15 protein-coding genes and 1 pseudogene are annotated in these 14150 nt (G+C 59.7%); 9 read left to right on the forward strand and 7 right to left on the reverse strand.

Going from position 1 to position 14150, the window contains the following annotated elements; all coding sequences use genetic code 11:
- Positions 1–3 precede the first annotated feature (3 nt).
- Positions 4–936, forward strand: a complete 933-nt coding sequence (locus tag V5P19_RS12300) for an ACP S-malonyltransferase (RefSeq protein WP_334403611.1) — start codon at positions 4–6, stop codon at positions 934–936.
- 10 nt (positions 937–946) lie between these two features.
- The gene (locus V5P19_RS12305; RefSeq protein WP_334403613.1) at positions 947–1948 is read left to right on the forward strand and encodes a hypothetical protein; all 1002 of its coding nucleotides are present in this window, start codon (positions 947–949) and stop codon (positions 1946–1948) included.
- Positions 1949–2036: 88 nt separating this feature from the next.
- Here the strand turns inward: V5P19_RS12305 and V5P19_RS12310 are convergent.
- Both V5P19_RS12310 and trpS read right to left on the reverse strand, forming a co-directional pair.
- Positions 2037–2180, reverse strand: a pseudogene (locus V5P19_RS12310) (hypothetical protein); the annotation flags it as partial.
- A 28-nt stretch (positions 2181–2208) separates the two neighbouring features.
- Positions 2209–3210, reverse strand: coding sequence for a tryptophan--tRNA ligase (gene trpS, locus V5P19_RS12315; RefSeq protein WP_334403615.1), 1002 nt, complete (start codon positions 3208–3210; stop codon positions 2209–2211).
- 199 nt (positions 3211–3409) lie between these two features.
- Here trpS and fosA point away from each other — a divergent pair, with 199 nt between their 5' ends.
- Positions 3410–3835 carry a FosA/FosA2 family fosfomycin resistance glutathione transferase gene (fosA, locus tag V5P19_RS12320; RefSeq protein WP_334403617.1) on the forward strand — a complete coding sequence of 142 codons (426 nt, stop codon included), beginning with the start codon at positions 3410–3412 and terminating at the stop codon, positions 3833–3835.
- On the opposite strand, the gene V5P19_RS12325 is transcribed toward fosA, so the two are convergent.
- A complete protein-coding gene (locus V5P19_RS12325; RefSeq protein WP_334403619.1) occupies positions 3821–4828 on the reverse strand; it encodes a LacI family DNA-binding transcriptional regulator in 1008 nt (335 codons plus the stop codon). The genes fosA and V5P19_RS12325 overlap by 15 nt on opposite strands.
- A gap of 185 nt (positions 4829–5013) precedes the next feature.
- Here V5P19_RS12325 and V5P19_RS12330 point away from each other — a divergent pair, with 185 nt between their 5' ends.
- Positions 5014–6102, forward strand: a complete 1089-nt coding sequence (locus V5P19_RS12330; RefSeq protein WP_334403621.1) for a cellulase family glycosylhydrolase — start codon at positions 5014–5016, stop codon at positions 6100–6102.
- Between the two features lie 50 nt (positions 6103–6152).
- A complete protein-coding gene (locus V5P19_RS12335; RefSeq protein ID WP_334403624.1) occupies positions 6153–7502 on the forward strand; it encodes an MFS transporter in 1350 nt (449 codons plus the stop codon).
- Between the two features lie 45 nt (positions 7503–7547).
- Here V5P19_RS12335 and V5P19_RS12340 read toward each other — a convergent pair whose 3' ends face one another.
- The 4 genes from V5P19_RS12340 to V5P19_RS12355 are packed head-to-tail and all read right to left on the reverse strand — an operon-like array spanning position 7548 to position 12294.
- On the reverse strand, positions 7548–8369 hold the full coding sequence (locus V5P19_RS12340) for an alpha/beta hydrolase (RefSeq protein ID WP_334403626.1): 822 nt from the start codon (positions 8367–8369) through the stop codon (positions 7548–7550).
- 30 nt (positions 8370–8399) lie between these two features.
- Complete coding sequence (locus tag V5P19_RS12345; RefSeq protein WP_334403628.1) at positions 8400–10019, reverse strand: MFS transporter; 1620 nt, start codon at positions 10017–10019, stop codon at positions 8400–8402.
- Positions 10016–10423: a DoxX family protein gene (locus V5P19_RS12350; protein WP_334403630.1), complete on the reverse strand. Its 408-nt coding sequence runs from the start codon at positions 10421–10423 to the stop codon at positions 10016–10018. The genes V5P19_RS12345 and V5P19_RS12350 overlap by 4 nt, the downstream gene beginning before the upstream one ends.
- Positions 10423–12294 (reverse strand): amidohydrolase, encoded by a 1872-nt coding sequence (locus V5P19_RS12355; protein WP_334403632.1) that lies wholly within the window; start codon positions 12292–12294, stop codon positions 10423–10425. The genes V5P19_RS12350 and V5P19_RS12355 overlap by 1 nt, the downstream gene beginning before the upstream one ends.
- A 220-nt stretch (positions 12295–12514) precedes the next feature.
- Here V5P19_RS12355 and V5P19_RS12360 point away from each other — a divergent pair, with 220 nt between their 5' ends.
- From V5P19_RS12360 to V5P19_RS12375, 4 genes are read left to right on the forward strand one after another with little or no spacing between them, the layout of a single operon-like run.
- A complete protein-coding gene (locus V5P19_RS12360; protein ID WP_023315321.1) occupies positions 12515–13201 on the forward strand; it encodes a hydrolase in 687 nt (228 codons plus the stop codon).
- A gap of 59 nt (positions 13202–13260) precedes the next feature.
- Positions 13261–13482: a DUF1427 family protein gene (locus V5P19_RS12365; protein WP_334403634.1), complete on the forward strand. Its 222-nt coding sequence runs from the start codon at positions 13261–13263 to the stop codon at positions 13480–13482.
- The gene (locus V5P19_RS12370; protein ID WP_334403636.1) at positions 13479–13739 is read left to right on the forward strand and encodes a XapX domain-containing protein; all 261 of its coding nucleotides are present in this window, start codon (positions 13479–13481) and stop codon (positions 13737–13739) included. Before V5P19_RS12365 ends, V5P19_RS12370 begins: the two co-directional genes overlap by 4 nt.
- A gap of 23 nt (positions 13740–13762) precedes the next feature.
- Complete coding sequence (locus V5P19_RS12375; RefSeq protein WP_334403639.1) at positions 13763–14143, forward strand: response regulator; 381 nt, start codon at positions 13763–13765, stop codon at positions 14141–14143.
- The last annotated feature ends 7 nt before the right edge of the window (positions 14144–14150 follow it).

Consider the following 14150-nt stretch of genomic DNA (forward strand, 5'->3'; position numbering starts at 1 on the left):
ACGATGACGCTTAATCATTTTGAACATCCCGTGGTGCTGCTTTTTTCCGGGCAGGGAAATCCAGTGACCGGAATGGGAAGCGATCTGTGGGACATAAATGCTGTAACGAAGCGGATCTGGGATTGCGCCAGCGATATTTCCGGCAAGGATCTCCGTCGGCTATGTCTTCGGGGGCCGATGAACAGGCTGATTCAGACGCCGGTACAGCAGATGGCGGTGACAGCCATCAACGTGACGCTGTTCAGCCTGTGGAAAGAGCGTTTTCACCGGACGCCAGTTATCGGCTCCTGCGGGCATAGCGTAGGGGAATACAGCGCGCTGTATGCTGCCGGGGCGCTTTCGCTGGAAACGTTGTTCCGCACGATCCATTTTCGCGCCAGCACGATGGACGCGGTCAGCAAGGTGCATAAAGGGGCGATGCTGGCCCTGAAGGGCATTACGCATACGCAGCTCTCGGAGACGATCTCCCGCTCGGGCATCGCGCTGGATATCAGCTGCGATAATACCCCTCTCCAGCAGGTGATTGGCGGCACGCCGACCGCGCTCAATGAGTTCGCCAGCGTTCTGCTGCAAGAAGGCTATAGCCCTATTAAGCTGGGCGTGAGCGGTGCCTGGCATACGCGCTTAATGGAGGAGGGCGTTCAGCCGATGCGCGATTTCCTTGCCGGGCAGCCCATAACCGCGCCAGAACATGAGGTATTGATGAACGTGACGGCCCGGTCTGAGAATAAGCAGGAGAAAATAAAAGAAAATCTGGCGCTGCACCTGACCCATACGGTGAAGTGGCGCGATACGCTGTCGTACTTTTTGCATCACGACAGCCGCCCGCACGTTGTTGAAATGAGCAACAAACCCTACCTGGGACAGATGCTTAATGATTTTCCTGGGGGCGTTTCTTCCCCGGTTGTCCACTGCAGAAAAGCACTCGAGATGTAACGGTAGCGCTATGATCCCTGATTATTTAACGTTTATTCGCTTTCAGGATAAAAGAAACCTGCTTTTTATTTATATTGTCACGCTGATCCTGCTGGGGTTTTACGGCAAAAATAGCGGCTTCTCGTTCACCCGCGAGGATGCCTGGTGCGTGAGCGGTATATTAGCGCTGGTGCTCTACGCGTTTATTGCCGATCTCCGGGCGTACTGGGCCTATAAGTGCGTGGTCAAAAATGTTGACCTGAGCTGCTTCCTGGGCGAGGAGAGGAAAGAGAGGATGCGTTTTCTCTTTGCACCCTTCACGGTTCTTGCTGGAGCCGCGCTGCTATTTTGCGGGTTAACCTGGGGGCTTTTTTCCCTTGTGCCGCCGGACATGGCGCTTGTTGCTGTGGCGATTGTGGCGCCGCTGCTCATCTGGGGCATATTTGCCCTACTGCGCCCTGTTTATATCAGGCAGGTCATCGTCTCTGCGCGAGATACCATCAAATACAGGCGGCTTACGGGTTATCTGGCGGTGGCGGTTGTCATGTCCCTCATGATGAATTTACTGACGATCGCGCCGCTCGGTAAACGTGCAGAGTTCGATCTTTATGGGCATTACTTTACCCTCAAAGCCATTATCACCATGCTCATACTCTGTGCGGTAGTGCTGGCGATTAATCTGTTATTTTTACGTTTTACCAAACGCTATGTCTTTCTTGGGCATCTGTTCCTGAATGAGATTGACCTCTCCTTTTCGCCATCTCTGCCCTGGCGTTCGCTCTATGTAAAGCCGCTATGGCTGAGGCTAGCTATCCTGCTGGTGGTGGAGTTTGCGTGGCTGCTCCTGGTCGGACTTGTCGTGACGCTGGCGGGATGGTCGCTGTGGTTCGAGGCCTATTTTTTGCTCTGCTACGCTCCTTGTCTGGCCTATTACGCGCTGCACGCCCGGTGGAAATGGCATCACGATTTTATGATGTCATGCGATATGTGCCTTCGCTGGGATGAGATAAAAAGGCAAAACGCGTTATGGTAAGCGGGTAAGAACAACCGGTACCCCCGGCCCTATCTTCACCTCCTGCAGTTGCCGAAAGGGGGCTTATAATGTGAAAGCCCCCTTTAATTCAATAGCGACTAACCGACCGGACACCATGGAACCTCCTGCCATTTGGTTTTTTATTAACTTTCTTCATGATTTGATTAAATACAGGTTTCCCTTCTGAATAACCTGCATGGATAGCATCTACGAAGGGCTGGACGGCATCAGCGCCGCCCAACCTCAATCAACTCACCTAATCAAAACACCGGTACCCCCAGCCCCACCTTCACCTCCCTCAACGTCCTCTGCGTCACCCCCTGCGCCCGTTCCGTGCCGCGCTTCAGCATCGCCATTAGCTCCCCTTTATCCCGCATATACATCGTCCTCCGCTCCCGCATCGGCGCAATCAGCTCCTGCAAACACGCCTCCAGCTCGTTCTTGCACGCCCGGTCGCCCAGCCCGCCCGCCTGATAGTGCGCCTTCATCGCCGCCACTTTCTCCTTGTCCGAATGAAACGCGTCGAGCCAGGTAAACACCACGTTCCCCTCTATCTGCCCCGGGTCGCTCACTTTCAGGTGGTTCGGGTCGGTGTACATCGCGCTCACCGCACGGTGAATGGTCTCTTCGCTGGCCGAAAGGCGCAGCGTGTTGCCCAGCGATTTCGACATCTTGGCGCTGCCGTCGATGCCGGGCAGGCGGCCGGTGTCGCTCAGCATCGCCTTGCAGTGCCGCAATACCGGGGCGGGGAGCAGGCTGTTCATCTTGTGCACAATCTCGTTGGTCTGCTCAATCATCGGCAACTGGTCGTCGCCGACCGGCACGCACTCGGCCTTAAATGCGGTGATGTCCGCCGCCTGGCTGATGGGGTAGGCCATAAACCCGACCGGCAGCGAGCGGGCGAAGCCTTTCTGCACAATCTCGTTTTTCACCGTCGGGTTACGCTCCACGCGGGCGACGGTGACGATGTTCATATACAGCATCGTCAGCTCGGCGAGGGCGGGCAGGGCGGACTGCAGACAGATCGTGGTCAGGTTCGGGTCGATGCCGGCGGCGAGGTAGTCGGCCAGCACTTCGGGGATGTTGTCGCGAATTTTCTGCGGGTTGCTGCCGTTGTCGGTCAGCCCCTGCAGGTCGGCAATCAGCACAAACTGGTTATGCGTCTGCTGCAGCGCTACGCGCTGGCGCAGCGATCCGACGAAGTGGCCGAGGTGTAGCGGACCGGTTGGGCGATCGCCGGTGAGGATAGTTTGCGGGTTCATAAAGACTCCTTAATGTGCAATTGCCGAAAGGGGTCTTAGAAATGTGAAAGCCGCCTTTCGGCGGCTATCTGAAAATGGGGAAACCAACTCCGAGCCGCCTTTAGGAAGGCAGCCACCAGCGGTTTACGGTGAGCACGGGGTGGTTTATGTTCATGCTTTTACCGTACCACGTCCGGCACGAAAAACAAAAGGGCACGTCATGCTGCAATCACTCAATCATCTGACCCTCGCGGTCAGCGACCTGCAAAAAAGCATCACCTTCTGGCACGAGCTGCTGGGGCTTGCGCTGCACGCCCGCTGGAATACCGGGGCCTATCTTACCTGCGGCGATCTGTGGGTCTGCCTGTCATACGATGCGGCTCGCAGGATCCTGCCGCCGCAGGAGAGCGACTATACCCATTACGCGTTTACCGTCGCGGAGGAGGATTTTGACGCGCTCTCGCAAAGGCTTAAGCTGGCGGGCCTCACCGTCTGGAAGCAGAACAAAAGCGAGGGGGCGTCCTTCTATTTTCTCGACCCGGACGGGCACAAGCTGGAGCTGCACGTGGGCAGCCTCGCCGCGCGGCTGGCGGCGTGTCGCGAGAAGCCCTACGCGGGCATGGTGTTTACCTCAGACGAGGCTTGATGCGCGTACCTTCAGCCGGCCCGCCAGCGTTACGTGCGTGGCGGCATCTTCCTGATGGCACAGGTACTCCACAGCGAGCCGTCCCAGCTCGCTGTAGGGCAGCTGGATACTGGTCAGCGGCGGGGTGAGCTGCTCGGAAATCTTCTGGTCGTCGTAGCCCGCCAGCAGCATGTCCTGCGGGATGCGCACGCCGTTCACCGCCAGCGCCTGATAGCAGCCAATCGCCAGCCAGTCGCTGGCGCAGAAGATAGCGTCCGGGCGCTCGTCCAGTTCCAGCAGCGAAGTGGTGGCGGTAAAGGACTCGCTGAACTGCCAGTTAGTCTGGCGCACCAGCCCGTCGTCGCACGCTAATCCGGCCTGCTGCAGCGCGGCCTGGTAGCCTGCCAGACGCTGGCGGGAGGCTTCCATCCAGCTCTCGCCGGTGATGTGGGCGATGCGCGTGGCCCCGCAGGCGATGAGGTGTTTAGTCACCTGGAAGGCGTTGGCGTAGTCGTCCGGGATAAACGACGGCAGCAGCGGCGAGCCGGGGTCCCGCTGGTTGAGCAGCACCAGCGGGAGGCGGGTGCAGTCCTGAAACTCAGTCATGTCGACCAGCGTGGTGACTGGCGACGCGAGAATAATCCCGATGCAGTTGCGCTTCTCCAGCTGGCGAATGATGTTCAGCGCCAGCTCGATGTCGTCGCCGTAGTCGTAGACGGTGAGCAACGTTTCGTTGCGCCACGCCGCTTCCCGCGCCTGGCTGATGGCGTCGATAAACGGGTCGAAGCTCTGCATGGAGCTCACCAGCAGGGCGATCTCCTCCTGGTTGCGCGGAGCGTGAACGGCGGGGAGGCGGTCGTAGCCGAGCTCGGTGGCGACGTTAATCACCCGCTGGCGGGTGTCGTCGCTGAGCTTGATGTTACGGGACTGGTTAAGCACCAGCGATACCGTCGCCTGCGACACGCCCGCCGCCCGCGCAATATCGTTCATCGTCACTTTCGTTTTTCGCTTCATCCGTCCTCTCCCTTTCGCGACTTCGCATCATACCCTAACCGCACGCTTTAGCGCCGCCGATCACGTTTCTCATTCATCGAAGCGTGAACTTTGTGAGGAGCATCGCTTTTCTCAATGCCGTGATTTGCGCATTTATCCCGCAACTAATATTTATTAGCTAAATATTATCAGCAAGAGGACGCGTAATGAAAGAGCAGTGGAGCAGGGAGCAGGCACAGGCGTGGTATCAGCAGAAAGGCTGGCTGTGCGGGTTTAACTATCTGCCGTCGACGGCGGTGAACTGGACCGATATCTGGCAGCAGGAGACCTTCGACGCCGACACCATCGACCGCGAGCTGGGCTGGGCGGCGGACGCGGGCTATAACACCCTGCGCATCAACCTGCCGTTTATCATCTGGGAGCACGACCGTGATGGGCTGATGGCACGCATCGATCGGTTCTTAACCATTGCAGACGATCGCGGGTTCAGCACCATGCTCACCCTGATGGACGACTGCGGCTTTTCCGGCGACGAGCCGTACCTTGGCCCGCAAAAGCCGCCGGTACCGGGCAAGCACAACAGCCAGGCGGCGGCGAGTCCGGGGCGCGATAGGGTGTGCGATCCCGACTGCTGGCCGCAGATTGAGCGCTATATCCGCGACGTTGTCCGCCAGTTCCGCGAGGATAGGCGCGTTCTGCTGTGGGATCTCTACAACGAGCCGGGCAACCGCGGCATTTTCGCGACAGGCACGCAGGAGGTGCAGTACGACGCGAAGCTGGAGACCTGCGCCCATAAGCTTATGAAGCTCGCGTTCCAGTGGGTGCGTGAAGAAGATCCCACCCAGCCGCTCACCGTCTGCGCGTGGCGTCTGCCGCCGGAAGAGGAGGTCGAGACGTTCTTCCGGCATCCGCTGGACCAGACCGCGCTGGCGCTTTCGGACGTGGTGAGCTTCCACGCCTACACCCATACCGGGCGCATGACGGCGATTATTCAGCAGCTGCAAGAACTCGGTCGCCCGCTGTTCTGCACCGAATGGCTGGCGCGCCACGTCGGCAGCACTGTCGAGGAGCAGCTTCCGCTGATGTACATGGCGAAGGTCGCGCCGTACCAGTGGGGGCTGGTGCGCGGCAAAACCCAGACGTGGCTGCCGTGGCCGGTAGTGATGAAGGAGTCCACGGACTACTGCCGTCTGTGGTTCCACGACGTGTTCGAGGAGAACGGCATTCCGTTCTCGCGCCGTGAAATCACCCTGATGCAGCAGCTGCGCAAGATCGCCCCGATGGTGCAGGGCTAATAATATCGACCCGGCGGCCGACCGCCGGGCAACCAGGCAGGCATATATCAATGGCAACGACAATGAAAATACCGTCTCGCGAGCTGTGGTCTTATTTTGGTTATGGATTAGGTCAGTGTTTTAGCTTTGGTTTAGTGGGTTCATTTATTAACTATTTTTACACCGACGTGCTGGGGATCTCGGCGCTGGCGGCGAGCACCATCTTCCTGATTGCCCGCGCGTGGGATGCGGTTCACGATCCGCTTTTTGCCAGCATTATGGATACCATTAACAGCCGGTTCGGCAAGTTTCGCCACTTTTTGCTGATTGCCCCGCTGCTGATTACCGGCGTCACGCTGCTGGCGTTTTATAAAATCGAAGCGGACATGACCACCAAAATACTCTACGCCGGGGTGACGTATATCCTGTGGGGAACGCTGTACGCCATCTCCGATATCCCATTCTGGTCGATGTCGTCAGTGATGACTAACGACTCCGCCCAGCGCACTCGCGCGGTCACGGCGGCGATGCTGGGGGTGAACGCCGGGATTGCCTGCGCCAATATCTTCTTCCCAAAGCTGGCGGCGTTCTTCGCCCAGTACAGCAACGATAAAGGCTACTTTATGGCGGCGCTGGTGATGATGCTGGTGGGACTGCCGCTGATGCTCAACGGCTTTATGCAGATCAAAGAGCGCGTGCCGCCGAGCCCGGAAAAGGTGACCATCCGCGACACCTTCCACAACCTGCGCCAGAACAAGCCGCTGTTTATCGTCCTGCTGTCGTTCTTCTTTTGCGTGTTCCACAACGTGGCGGGCGGGCTCTATATCTACTTCTTTATCAATAACCTGGGCGACGGCAGCCTGCAAATGGCGATTGGCGTGATGGGGATAGTCGCGGCGGTGCTGTGCCTGGTCGCGCCGATGCTGACGCGCCGGATGCAGAAGCGGAAGCTGTTTATGCTCCTCTGCGGGCTGGACGTGGCGGTGCGCGTGGTGATGTGGTTTGTCGGGTATCAGCAGGTGACGATGCTGTTTATTCTGCTCGGCCTGAGCACGCTGTTCGTGATGATGACCAACATCCTCACCTCGTCGATGATTGCCGACACCATCGAGTACGCGGAGTACCACACCCACAAGCGCTGCGCGGCGATCACCTTCTCCGGGCAGACCTTTACCGGCAAGATGTCGGTGGCGGTGGGCGGCGGGTTAATCGGCGTGTTTCTGACGATGATTGGCTACGTGCCGCAGGCGCAAACCCAGAGCGAAGGCGTGCTGTCCGGGTTGTTCTTCGGGATTTGCCTGTTGCCGGCGATTGGGTCGCTGATCCGAATGGGCTTTATGTCACGCTTTACCTTTACCGAGGAGAAGCACGCGGAGATTTGTCGGCTGCTGGCGGAGCGTCGGCAGATCGCGGTGAATTAAACCGAAACGCCGGGCGGCGGCTGCGCCTTACCCGGCTTATAAGACTTAAAGCGACTTCACAAACGCCAGCAAATCCTCGTTGAGCTGGTCCTGGTGGGTCAGCGCGAAGCCGTGCGGCGCGTTGTCGTACACCTTCAGCGTGGCGTTTTTGATCATCTCTGCCGCCACTTTGCCGGTGGTTTCAAACGGCACGATCTGGTCATTGCTGCCGTGAATCACCAGCGTCGGCACGTCGATTTTCGCCATATCCGGGCGGAAGTCGGTTTCGCCAAACGCGGTTACGCAGTCGATGGTGCCTTTCAGCGATGCCAGCAGCGCGATGTTCAGCGTCTGGGCTAGCGCACCTGCAGAAACGGTCTGCCCGGCGTTGATACCGTAGAACGGGGTGGCGAAGTCGCTGATAAACTGGGCGCGATCTTTACGCAGCCCGTCGCGAATGCCGTCGAATACGCTCTGATCCACGCCCTGCGGGTAGCTGTCGGATTTGCCGAAGATCGGCGTTACCGCGCCCAGCAGCGCCAGACCGGCCACGCGCGCGCTGCCGTAGTTGTTGATGTAGCGCGTCACATCGCCGCCGCCCATGGAGAAGCCCACCAGCGTCACGTCCTGCAGATCCAGCGTGGTAATCAGGTCGTTTATGTCTGATGCAAACGTATCGTAGTCGTAACCGGTCCACGGCTGATCCGAGCGGCCAAACCCGCGACGGTCAAAGGCGATGGCGCGGAAGCCGCGCTCTGCCAGGTAGTTCAACTGGCTGTCCCACATGTCGCCGTCCAGCGGCCAACCGTGGCTGAAGAGAACCGGTTTGCCCGCGCCGCCGTCTTTGTAATAAATCTGCGTGCCGTCTTTTGCCTTAAACGTTGCCATAGTGCATACCTCTACAGGTGATTGTTATGTTTATACCGGCGTGACCAGGTAACGAATGGCCGGTGATGTTGTGCCCTGATGGAAAGCCAGAACGCGGCTCTGCAACAGGAGGTCATTCATGGTGTGGCGTTCCTGCTGGCGCAGATGCTCAATCCAGGAACCCATCAGGAAGGTCTCGATAAACAGGCCCGGACGTTCGATATCTTCATATACCGCCCAGCTCATCGCCCCGGCGCGACGGCGCACCCGGCGCAGCTCGTGCACGGCCTGTAAAAACGCGTTCGCGTTCTGTGGGTCGATGATGTACTCGTGCGACACCAGCACCGGACCGCGCTCGTTCGGCAGGTCAATCTCGACGCCGTCCAGCGGCTGACCGCTCAGGTCGAGGTTCAGTTCCGGATCCTTCTCCAGCTTCCAGCGGAACACGGTGGCGCTTGCCAGCACCATGCCCAGCGTGGCGATTACCAGCGAGGTTGGGGTGCCAAACTGCGAGGCGAGTTGGCCCCAGACGGCACTGCCTGCGGTCATCGAGCCAAAGAACACGGTCAGATACACCGCCAGCGCGCGGGCTTTGACCCAGCGTGCCGCGCTGCGCTGGGCGCCGAGGTTCAGGGTCGAGAGCACCGCTATCCACGCGAAGCCGGTGAAGAACTCAAACAGGTTGAGCAGCCAGAAGTGGCGTACGAACGCCAGCGCCAGCAGGGTGAGGGCAAACGTCAGGCTGGCGGCCACCATCAGCCGATCGGCGTTCAGCCGCTGGCGCAGGCGCGGCAGCAGGATCGCCCCGGCGATAGCGCCCAGGCCAATGCAGGCCAGCATTACGCCGTAGCCCGCCGGGCCTAACCCCAGCTCGCGACGAGCCACCAGCGGCAGCAAGGCCCAGCCCGCGCTGCCAAAGACGAAAAAGGCGACGGTACGGATCAGCACGTTGCGCAGCACCGGGGCGGCGTGAACGTAGCGAATGCCGGAGCGTACCGCAGAGAGGAAATGCTCCGGCGGCAGACGCTGCACCGACGGGGCCGGACGCCAGCGCCACAGCACCCACGCCACGCCCATCACCGACAGCGCGTTCAGGGCAAACACCATCCACGGCCCGGCCAGCGACAGCAGAAAACCGCCCAACGCGGGACCAATCGCCCGGCTGATGTTCACCCCGAGCGAGTTAAGCGCCACGGCGGATCCCAGCTCCGGCTTGCTCACCAGGTCAGGCACAATCGCCTGGAACGGCGGCGAGCTCATGGCGGCTCCCACGCTCAGCATAAACGTCGCCACCAGCAGTACGGCGGGCGTGACGTGTCCGGTGAAGGAGAGCACGGTCAGCCCGACGGCGGCGATAAAGACCCACAGCTGGGAGAAGAGCAGGTATTTTCGGCGGTCGACGATATCCGCCATTACCCCGGAGGGCAGGGCGAAAAGGAACATCGGCAGGCTGCTGGCCGCCTGCACCAGCGCGATATCCAGCGGATCGGCGCTGAGCATCAGCATGCTCCAGTTGATGCCGACGTCGCTCATCCATGAGCCGACGTTAGAGACTACCGTGGCGATCCACAGCATGCGGAACACCGGCTGGCTAAGGGGCTGCCAGGGGGAAACCGTCTGCGCGGATGTCGGCTCTACGTGCGCGTCGCGAACGTCGTTAACCTGCGTCATGCAAATCTCTCCGATGCGCTACGCTGCAGCCGCCACTGGCCCGGTCCGGTAAGGGCAAGCGTGGTGAAGATAATCAGCAGCAGCCAGCCAAACTGCCCTTCGGCAATCGACCAGTTCGGATGCACCGCCAGCATCGCCACCAGCAGCACGGCGATAATCGGCAGACAGGCCAGTCGGGTGTAAATGCCCACAATGATAAACACCGGGCAGATCACCTCGGCGACGATCGCCGGGATCAGGCTGGCGTACGGCCCAAAGCCAAACGGATCTTCGATGCGCGTCAGCTCTTCGCTGAAGTGAAACACCTTCGGCAGTCCGTGAACGTACAACAGTAGGAGGCTGCCGGTCAGACGCAGGAAGAACAGCCCCAGATCTATCCGGGGCGAAGCAAATGTATTTTTCATCAGAATGCAAAGCAGCTGCAGCCCAGCGCCCCCCAGAAAGCGTTATCGTCGGATACCGGCATCTCTGACGTGCGCGCAAAGTCGTGCTGGTGGCTGTGAACCCCGCACGGGCCGCTGCAGTGGTGGACGGCGGCCATGCCCACGCGTGCGGCCTGCGGCGGCGCGCTGCGGTAATGGCCTGGGACGTTCACCACCGGAGACCAGTCGGGCAGTACCGGAATGGCCGGCGGGGCGAGCGGGCCAAAGGTGCCAGCGGCATAGACGATATCGCCGTTCACCACGGTGAGGACCGACTCGATCCCTTTGATCTCTTCTTCCGGCACGCGGAAGTAATCTTTGCTCAGCACGGCCAGATCGGCGAGCTGGCCCGCTTTGATCTGCCCTTTTTGATTCTGCTCGCTGGAGAACCACGCGCTGCCCTGGGTCCAGAGCATCAGGGCGGTGTCGCGATCCAGACGGGCGCTGTGATCGTACATCTGCATGCCGCCGACGGTACGGCCAGATACCAGCCAGTAAAGCGCGGTCCACGGGTTATAGCTCGCCACGCGGGTCGCATCGGTGCCTAAACCCACCGGCACGCCGGTCTCCAGCATTTTCGCGACAGGCGGGGTATGGCGTGTGGCTTCGATGCCGTAACGCTCGGCAAAGTATTCGCCCTGGAAGGCCATACGGTGCTGCACGGCAATGCCGCCGCCCAGCGCTTTGATGCGGTCAATGTTGGCCTGCGACACGGTTTCAGCGTGGTCGAAGAACCAGTGCAGCCCGTTGAAGGGGATATCGCGGTTAACTTTTTCGAACACGTCCAGCATGCGGCTGATGGACTCGTTGTAGGTGGCGTGCAGGCGGAACGGCCAGCGATGCTCTACCAGATGGCGCACCACGCGCTCCAGCTCGTCTTCCATGCCCGGCGCGAGATCCGGACGCGGCTCAAGGAAATCTTCAAAATCGGCGGCGGAGAAAACCAGCATCTCGCCCGCACCGTTGTGGCGGAAGAAGTCGCTGCCCTGGCCCGGCGTGAGCATGTCGGTCCATTTTTCAAAATCTTCCAGCTCGTGGCCCGGACGCTGGGTAAACAGGTTATAGGCGATGCGAAGGGTCATCTGCTTTTTCTCGTGCAGCTCGGCAATCACCTCGTAATCTTCCGGGTAGTTCTGGAAACCGCCGCCCGCGTCGATGGCGCTGGTCAGGCCAAGACGGTTCAGCTCACGCATAAACTGGCGCGTAGAGTTGATCTGCTGCTCCAGCGGCAGCTTTGGCCCTTTCGCCAGCGTGGCGTAGAGGATCATGGCGTTAGGACGGGCAATCAGCATCCCGGTCGGGTTGCCGTTGGCATCGCGCTGGATCTCGCCGCCCGGTGGGTTTGGCGTGTCTTTGGTGTAGCCGACCACCTTCAGCGCCGCGCGGTTAAGCAGGGCGCGGTCGTACAGGTGCAAGATAAAGACCGGGGTGTCCGGCGCGGCGTCGTTGATCTCGTCCAGGGTCGGCATGCGGCGTTCGGCAAACTGGAACTCGGTCCAGCCGCCCACCACGCGCACCCACTGGGGCGACGGCGTGCGCAGGGCCTGCTCTTTCAGCATCCGCAGGGCGTCGGCCAGGGACGGCACGCCTTCCCAGCGCAGCTCGAGGTTGTAGTTCAGCCCGCCGCGGATCAGGTGCAGGTGCGAGTCGTTCAGGCCGGGGATGGCGGTGTGGCCTTTTAAGTCGACCACTTTGGTGCCGTCGCAGTGGTGTTGCATCACCTCGGCGACGGTACCCACTTCCAGAAATTTTCCGTCGCGCACGGCAACGGCTTCCGCGACAGGGTTCTCGCGATCGACGGTGTGAAACTGGCCGTTAACCAGAATGAGATCGGCTTTACCGAGGGTAACCATAACTGCTCCTGACTGAGAGGGGAATGGTCAGGATTATGGGAACCGGTTTCGGCAAAGATCCAGTTATACAATAGGATAGGTATACCAAAGTATAACTATACCTAAGGTTAACTATACGAAGAGATAATTACGCCTGAAGGAGGGGGAACATAGGATGGGGTCGACTTTATCGCCGCGCTGTTCGCGACGATTTTCTTTCATAACCTCACTGGAAAATCCTATGACCACTTCAAAGCTCGAAGTCTTAACCCCTGCGAACTGTCAGATTATTTTCATCGACCACCAGCCTCAGATGGCGTTTGGCGTGCAGTCTATTGACCGTCAGGTGCTGAAAAACAACACCGTAGCGCTGGCGAAGGCGGCAAAAGTGTTCAACATTCCGACCATCATCACCACCGTTGAGACCGAAAGCTTCTCCGGCAACACCTATCCGGAGCTGCTGGACGTGTTCCCGGGCCAGGACATTCTTGAGCGTACCTCCATGAACTCCTGGGATGACCAGAAGGTGCGTGACGCGCTGAAAGCCAACGGCAAAAAGAAAGTGGTGGTTGCGGGTCTCTGGACCGAAGTGTGTAACAACAGCTTTGCCCTGTGCGCGATGCTGGAAGGCGACTACGAAATCTACATGGTGGCGGACGCGTCCGGCGGTACCTCTAAAGAAGCCCACGACTTCGCGATGCAGCGCATGATCCAGGCGGGCGTGATCCCGGTGACCTGGCAGCAGGTAATGCTGGAATGGCAGCGTGACTGGGCGCATAAAGAAACCTACACCGCGGTGATGGATATCGTGCGCGAGCATTCCGGCGCCTACGGCATGGGCGTTGATTACGCCTACACCATGGTGCACAAAGCACCGTCTCGCCAGAAGAGCGAGCACCGTACCTTAGCGCCGGTTCCGGCTCGCTAAGTCCCGGCGGCGGGCTGGTCCCTCATCCGGCTCGCCACTGATTGCTTTCGGAGTTCACGATGAGTACAGGGTTGATATCCCTCGCTGCAGGCGTCTTAATTGGCCTGATGTATGCCGTGCTGAAGGTGCGCTCCCCCGCGCCGCCCGCGCTGGCGCTGATTGGCCTGCTCGGCATGCTGGCAGGTGAACAGGCGATGCGTCATCTGTTATCCCGCGACGGCGCGGCCAGCGTGCAGGTGATCGTGCCGCAGGTTCAACACCCGACAGGAGCGTCATCATGAAGGCCTGGATAATTTCGCTGGTGTGTGGCGTAGTGGCTGGGGTAATTTACGCCCTGCTCGACGTGCATTCGCCGGCTCCCCCGGTCGTCGCGCTGCTTGGCCTGTTCGGCATGCTGGTGGGCGAACAGCTGATCCCGGTTGGGCGTCGTTTACTGAGCCGCGAACCGCTTACCCTGGCCTGGTTTCGCCATGAGTGCGTGCCAAAAATCAGCGGTACTGCCCCCCCTGCGCCCGCGAAGGACAGTCGCGACGCGTAATGTTTTGTGTGAGGAAAGACAGCATGACGCTGCCGTGGCGCATTGCCATCATCGATGACGAACGTTCCGTCCGCAGCGGGTTGAGTAATCTCCTGCAGTCGGAAGGGTATGTGACCGATACCTTTGATTCGGCAGAGGTGTTTCTGAGCCACCCTCTTGCGCTGTCCAGCGCAGCGCTGGTGATAACGGACATTAAGCTTCGCGGCATGAACGGCCTGGAGCTGTTCGACAAGCTTCGTCTGCTGGCCGCACCACCTCCTCCCGTGCTGTTTATCTCCGGTCATGCTGATGAAAATATGCAGCGGTACGCTCTCAGCCTGGGCGCCGCTGCTTTTTTGCGTAAGCCTATTAACATCGATATTCTGCTGGATCACATTCAGCGGGAGCTGGCCCGCCGACAATAAGGATCGC

Source organism: Enterobacter sp. UNJFSC 003 (assembly GCF_036903355.1).
In the GTDB taxonomy this organism is placed as follows: domain Bacteria; phylum Pseudomonadota; class Gammaproteobacteria; order Enterobacterales; family Enterobacteriaceae; genus Enterobacter.

Coding starts and splice junctions, on each gene's coding strand:
- V5P19_RS12305 (WP_334403613.1), top strand. CDS start 947: ATGATCCCTGATTATTTAACGTTTATTCGCTTTCAGGATAAAAGAAAC.
- V5P19_RS12350 (WP_334403630.1), bottom strand. CDS start 10,423: ATGAAAAATACATTTGCTTCGCCCCGGATAGATCTGGGGCTGTTCTTC.
- fosA (WP_334403617.1), top strand. CDS start 3,410: ATGCTGCAATCACTCAATCATCTGACCCTCGCGGTCAGCGACCTGCAA.
- V5P19_RS12325 (WP_334403619.1), bottom strand. CDS start 4,828: ATGAAGCGAAAAACGAAAGTGACGATGAACGATATTGCGCGGGCGGCG.
- V5P19_RS12330 (WP_334403621.1), top strand. CDS start 5,014: ATGAAAGAGCAGTGGAGCAGGGAGCAGGCACAGGCGTGGTATCAGCAG.
- V5P19_RS12360 (WP_023315321.1), top strand. CDS start 12,515: ATGACCACTTCAAAGCTCGAAGTCTTAACCCCTGCGAACTGTCAGATT.
- V5P19_RS12365 (WP_334403634.1), top strand. CDS start 13,261: ATGAGTACAGGGTTGATATCCCTCGCTGCAGGCGTCTTAATTGGCCTG.
- V5P19_RS12300 (WP_334403611.1), top strand. CDS start 4: ATGACGCTTAATCATTTTGAACATCCCGTGGTGCTGCTTTTTTCCGGG.
- V5P19_RS12355 (WP_334403632.1), bottom strand. CDS start 12,294: ATGGTTACCCTCGGTAAAGCCGATCTCATTCTGGTTAACGGCCAGTTT.
- V5P19_RS12375 (WP_334403639.1), top strand. CDS start 13,763: ATGACGCTGCCGTGGCGCATTGCCATCATCGATGACGAACGTTCCGTC.
- V5P19_RS12340 (WP_334403626.1), bottom strand. CDS start 8,369: ATGGCAACGTTTAAGGCAAAAGACGGCACGCAGATTTATTACAAAGAC.
- V5P19_RS12370 (WP_334403636.1), top strand. CDS start 13,479: ATGAAGGCCTGGATAATTTCGCTGGTGTGTGGCGTAGTGGCTGGGGTA.
- V5P19_RS12335 (WP_334403624.1), top strand. CDS start 6,153: ATGGCAACGACAATGAAAATACCGTCTCGCGAGCTGTGGTCTTATTTT.
- trpS (WP_334403615.1), bottom strand. CDS start 3,210: ATGAACCCGCAAACTATCCTCACCGGCGATCGCCCAACCGGTCCGCTA.
- V5P19_RS12345 (WP_334403628.1), bottom strand. CDS start 10,019: ATGACGCAGGTTAACGACGTTCGCGACGCGCACGTAGAGCCGACATCC.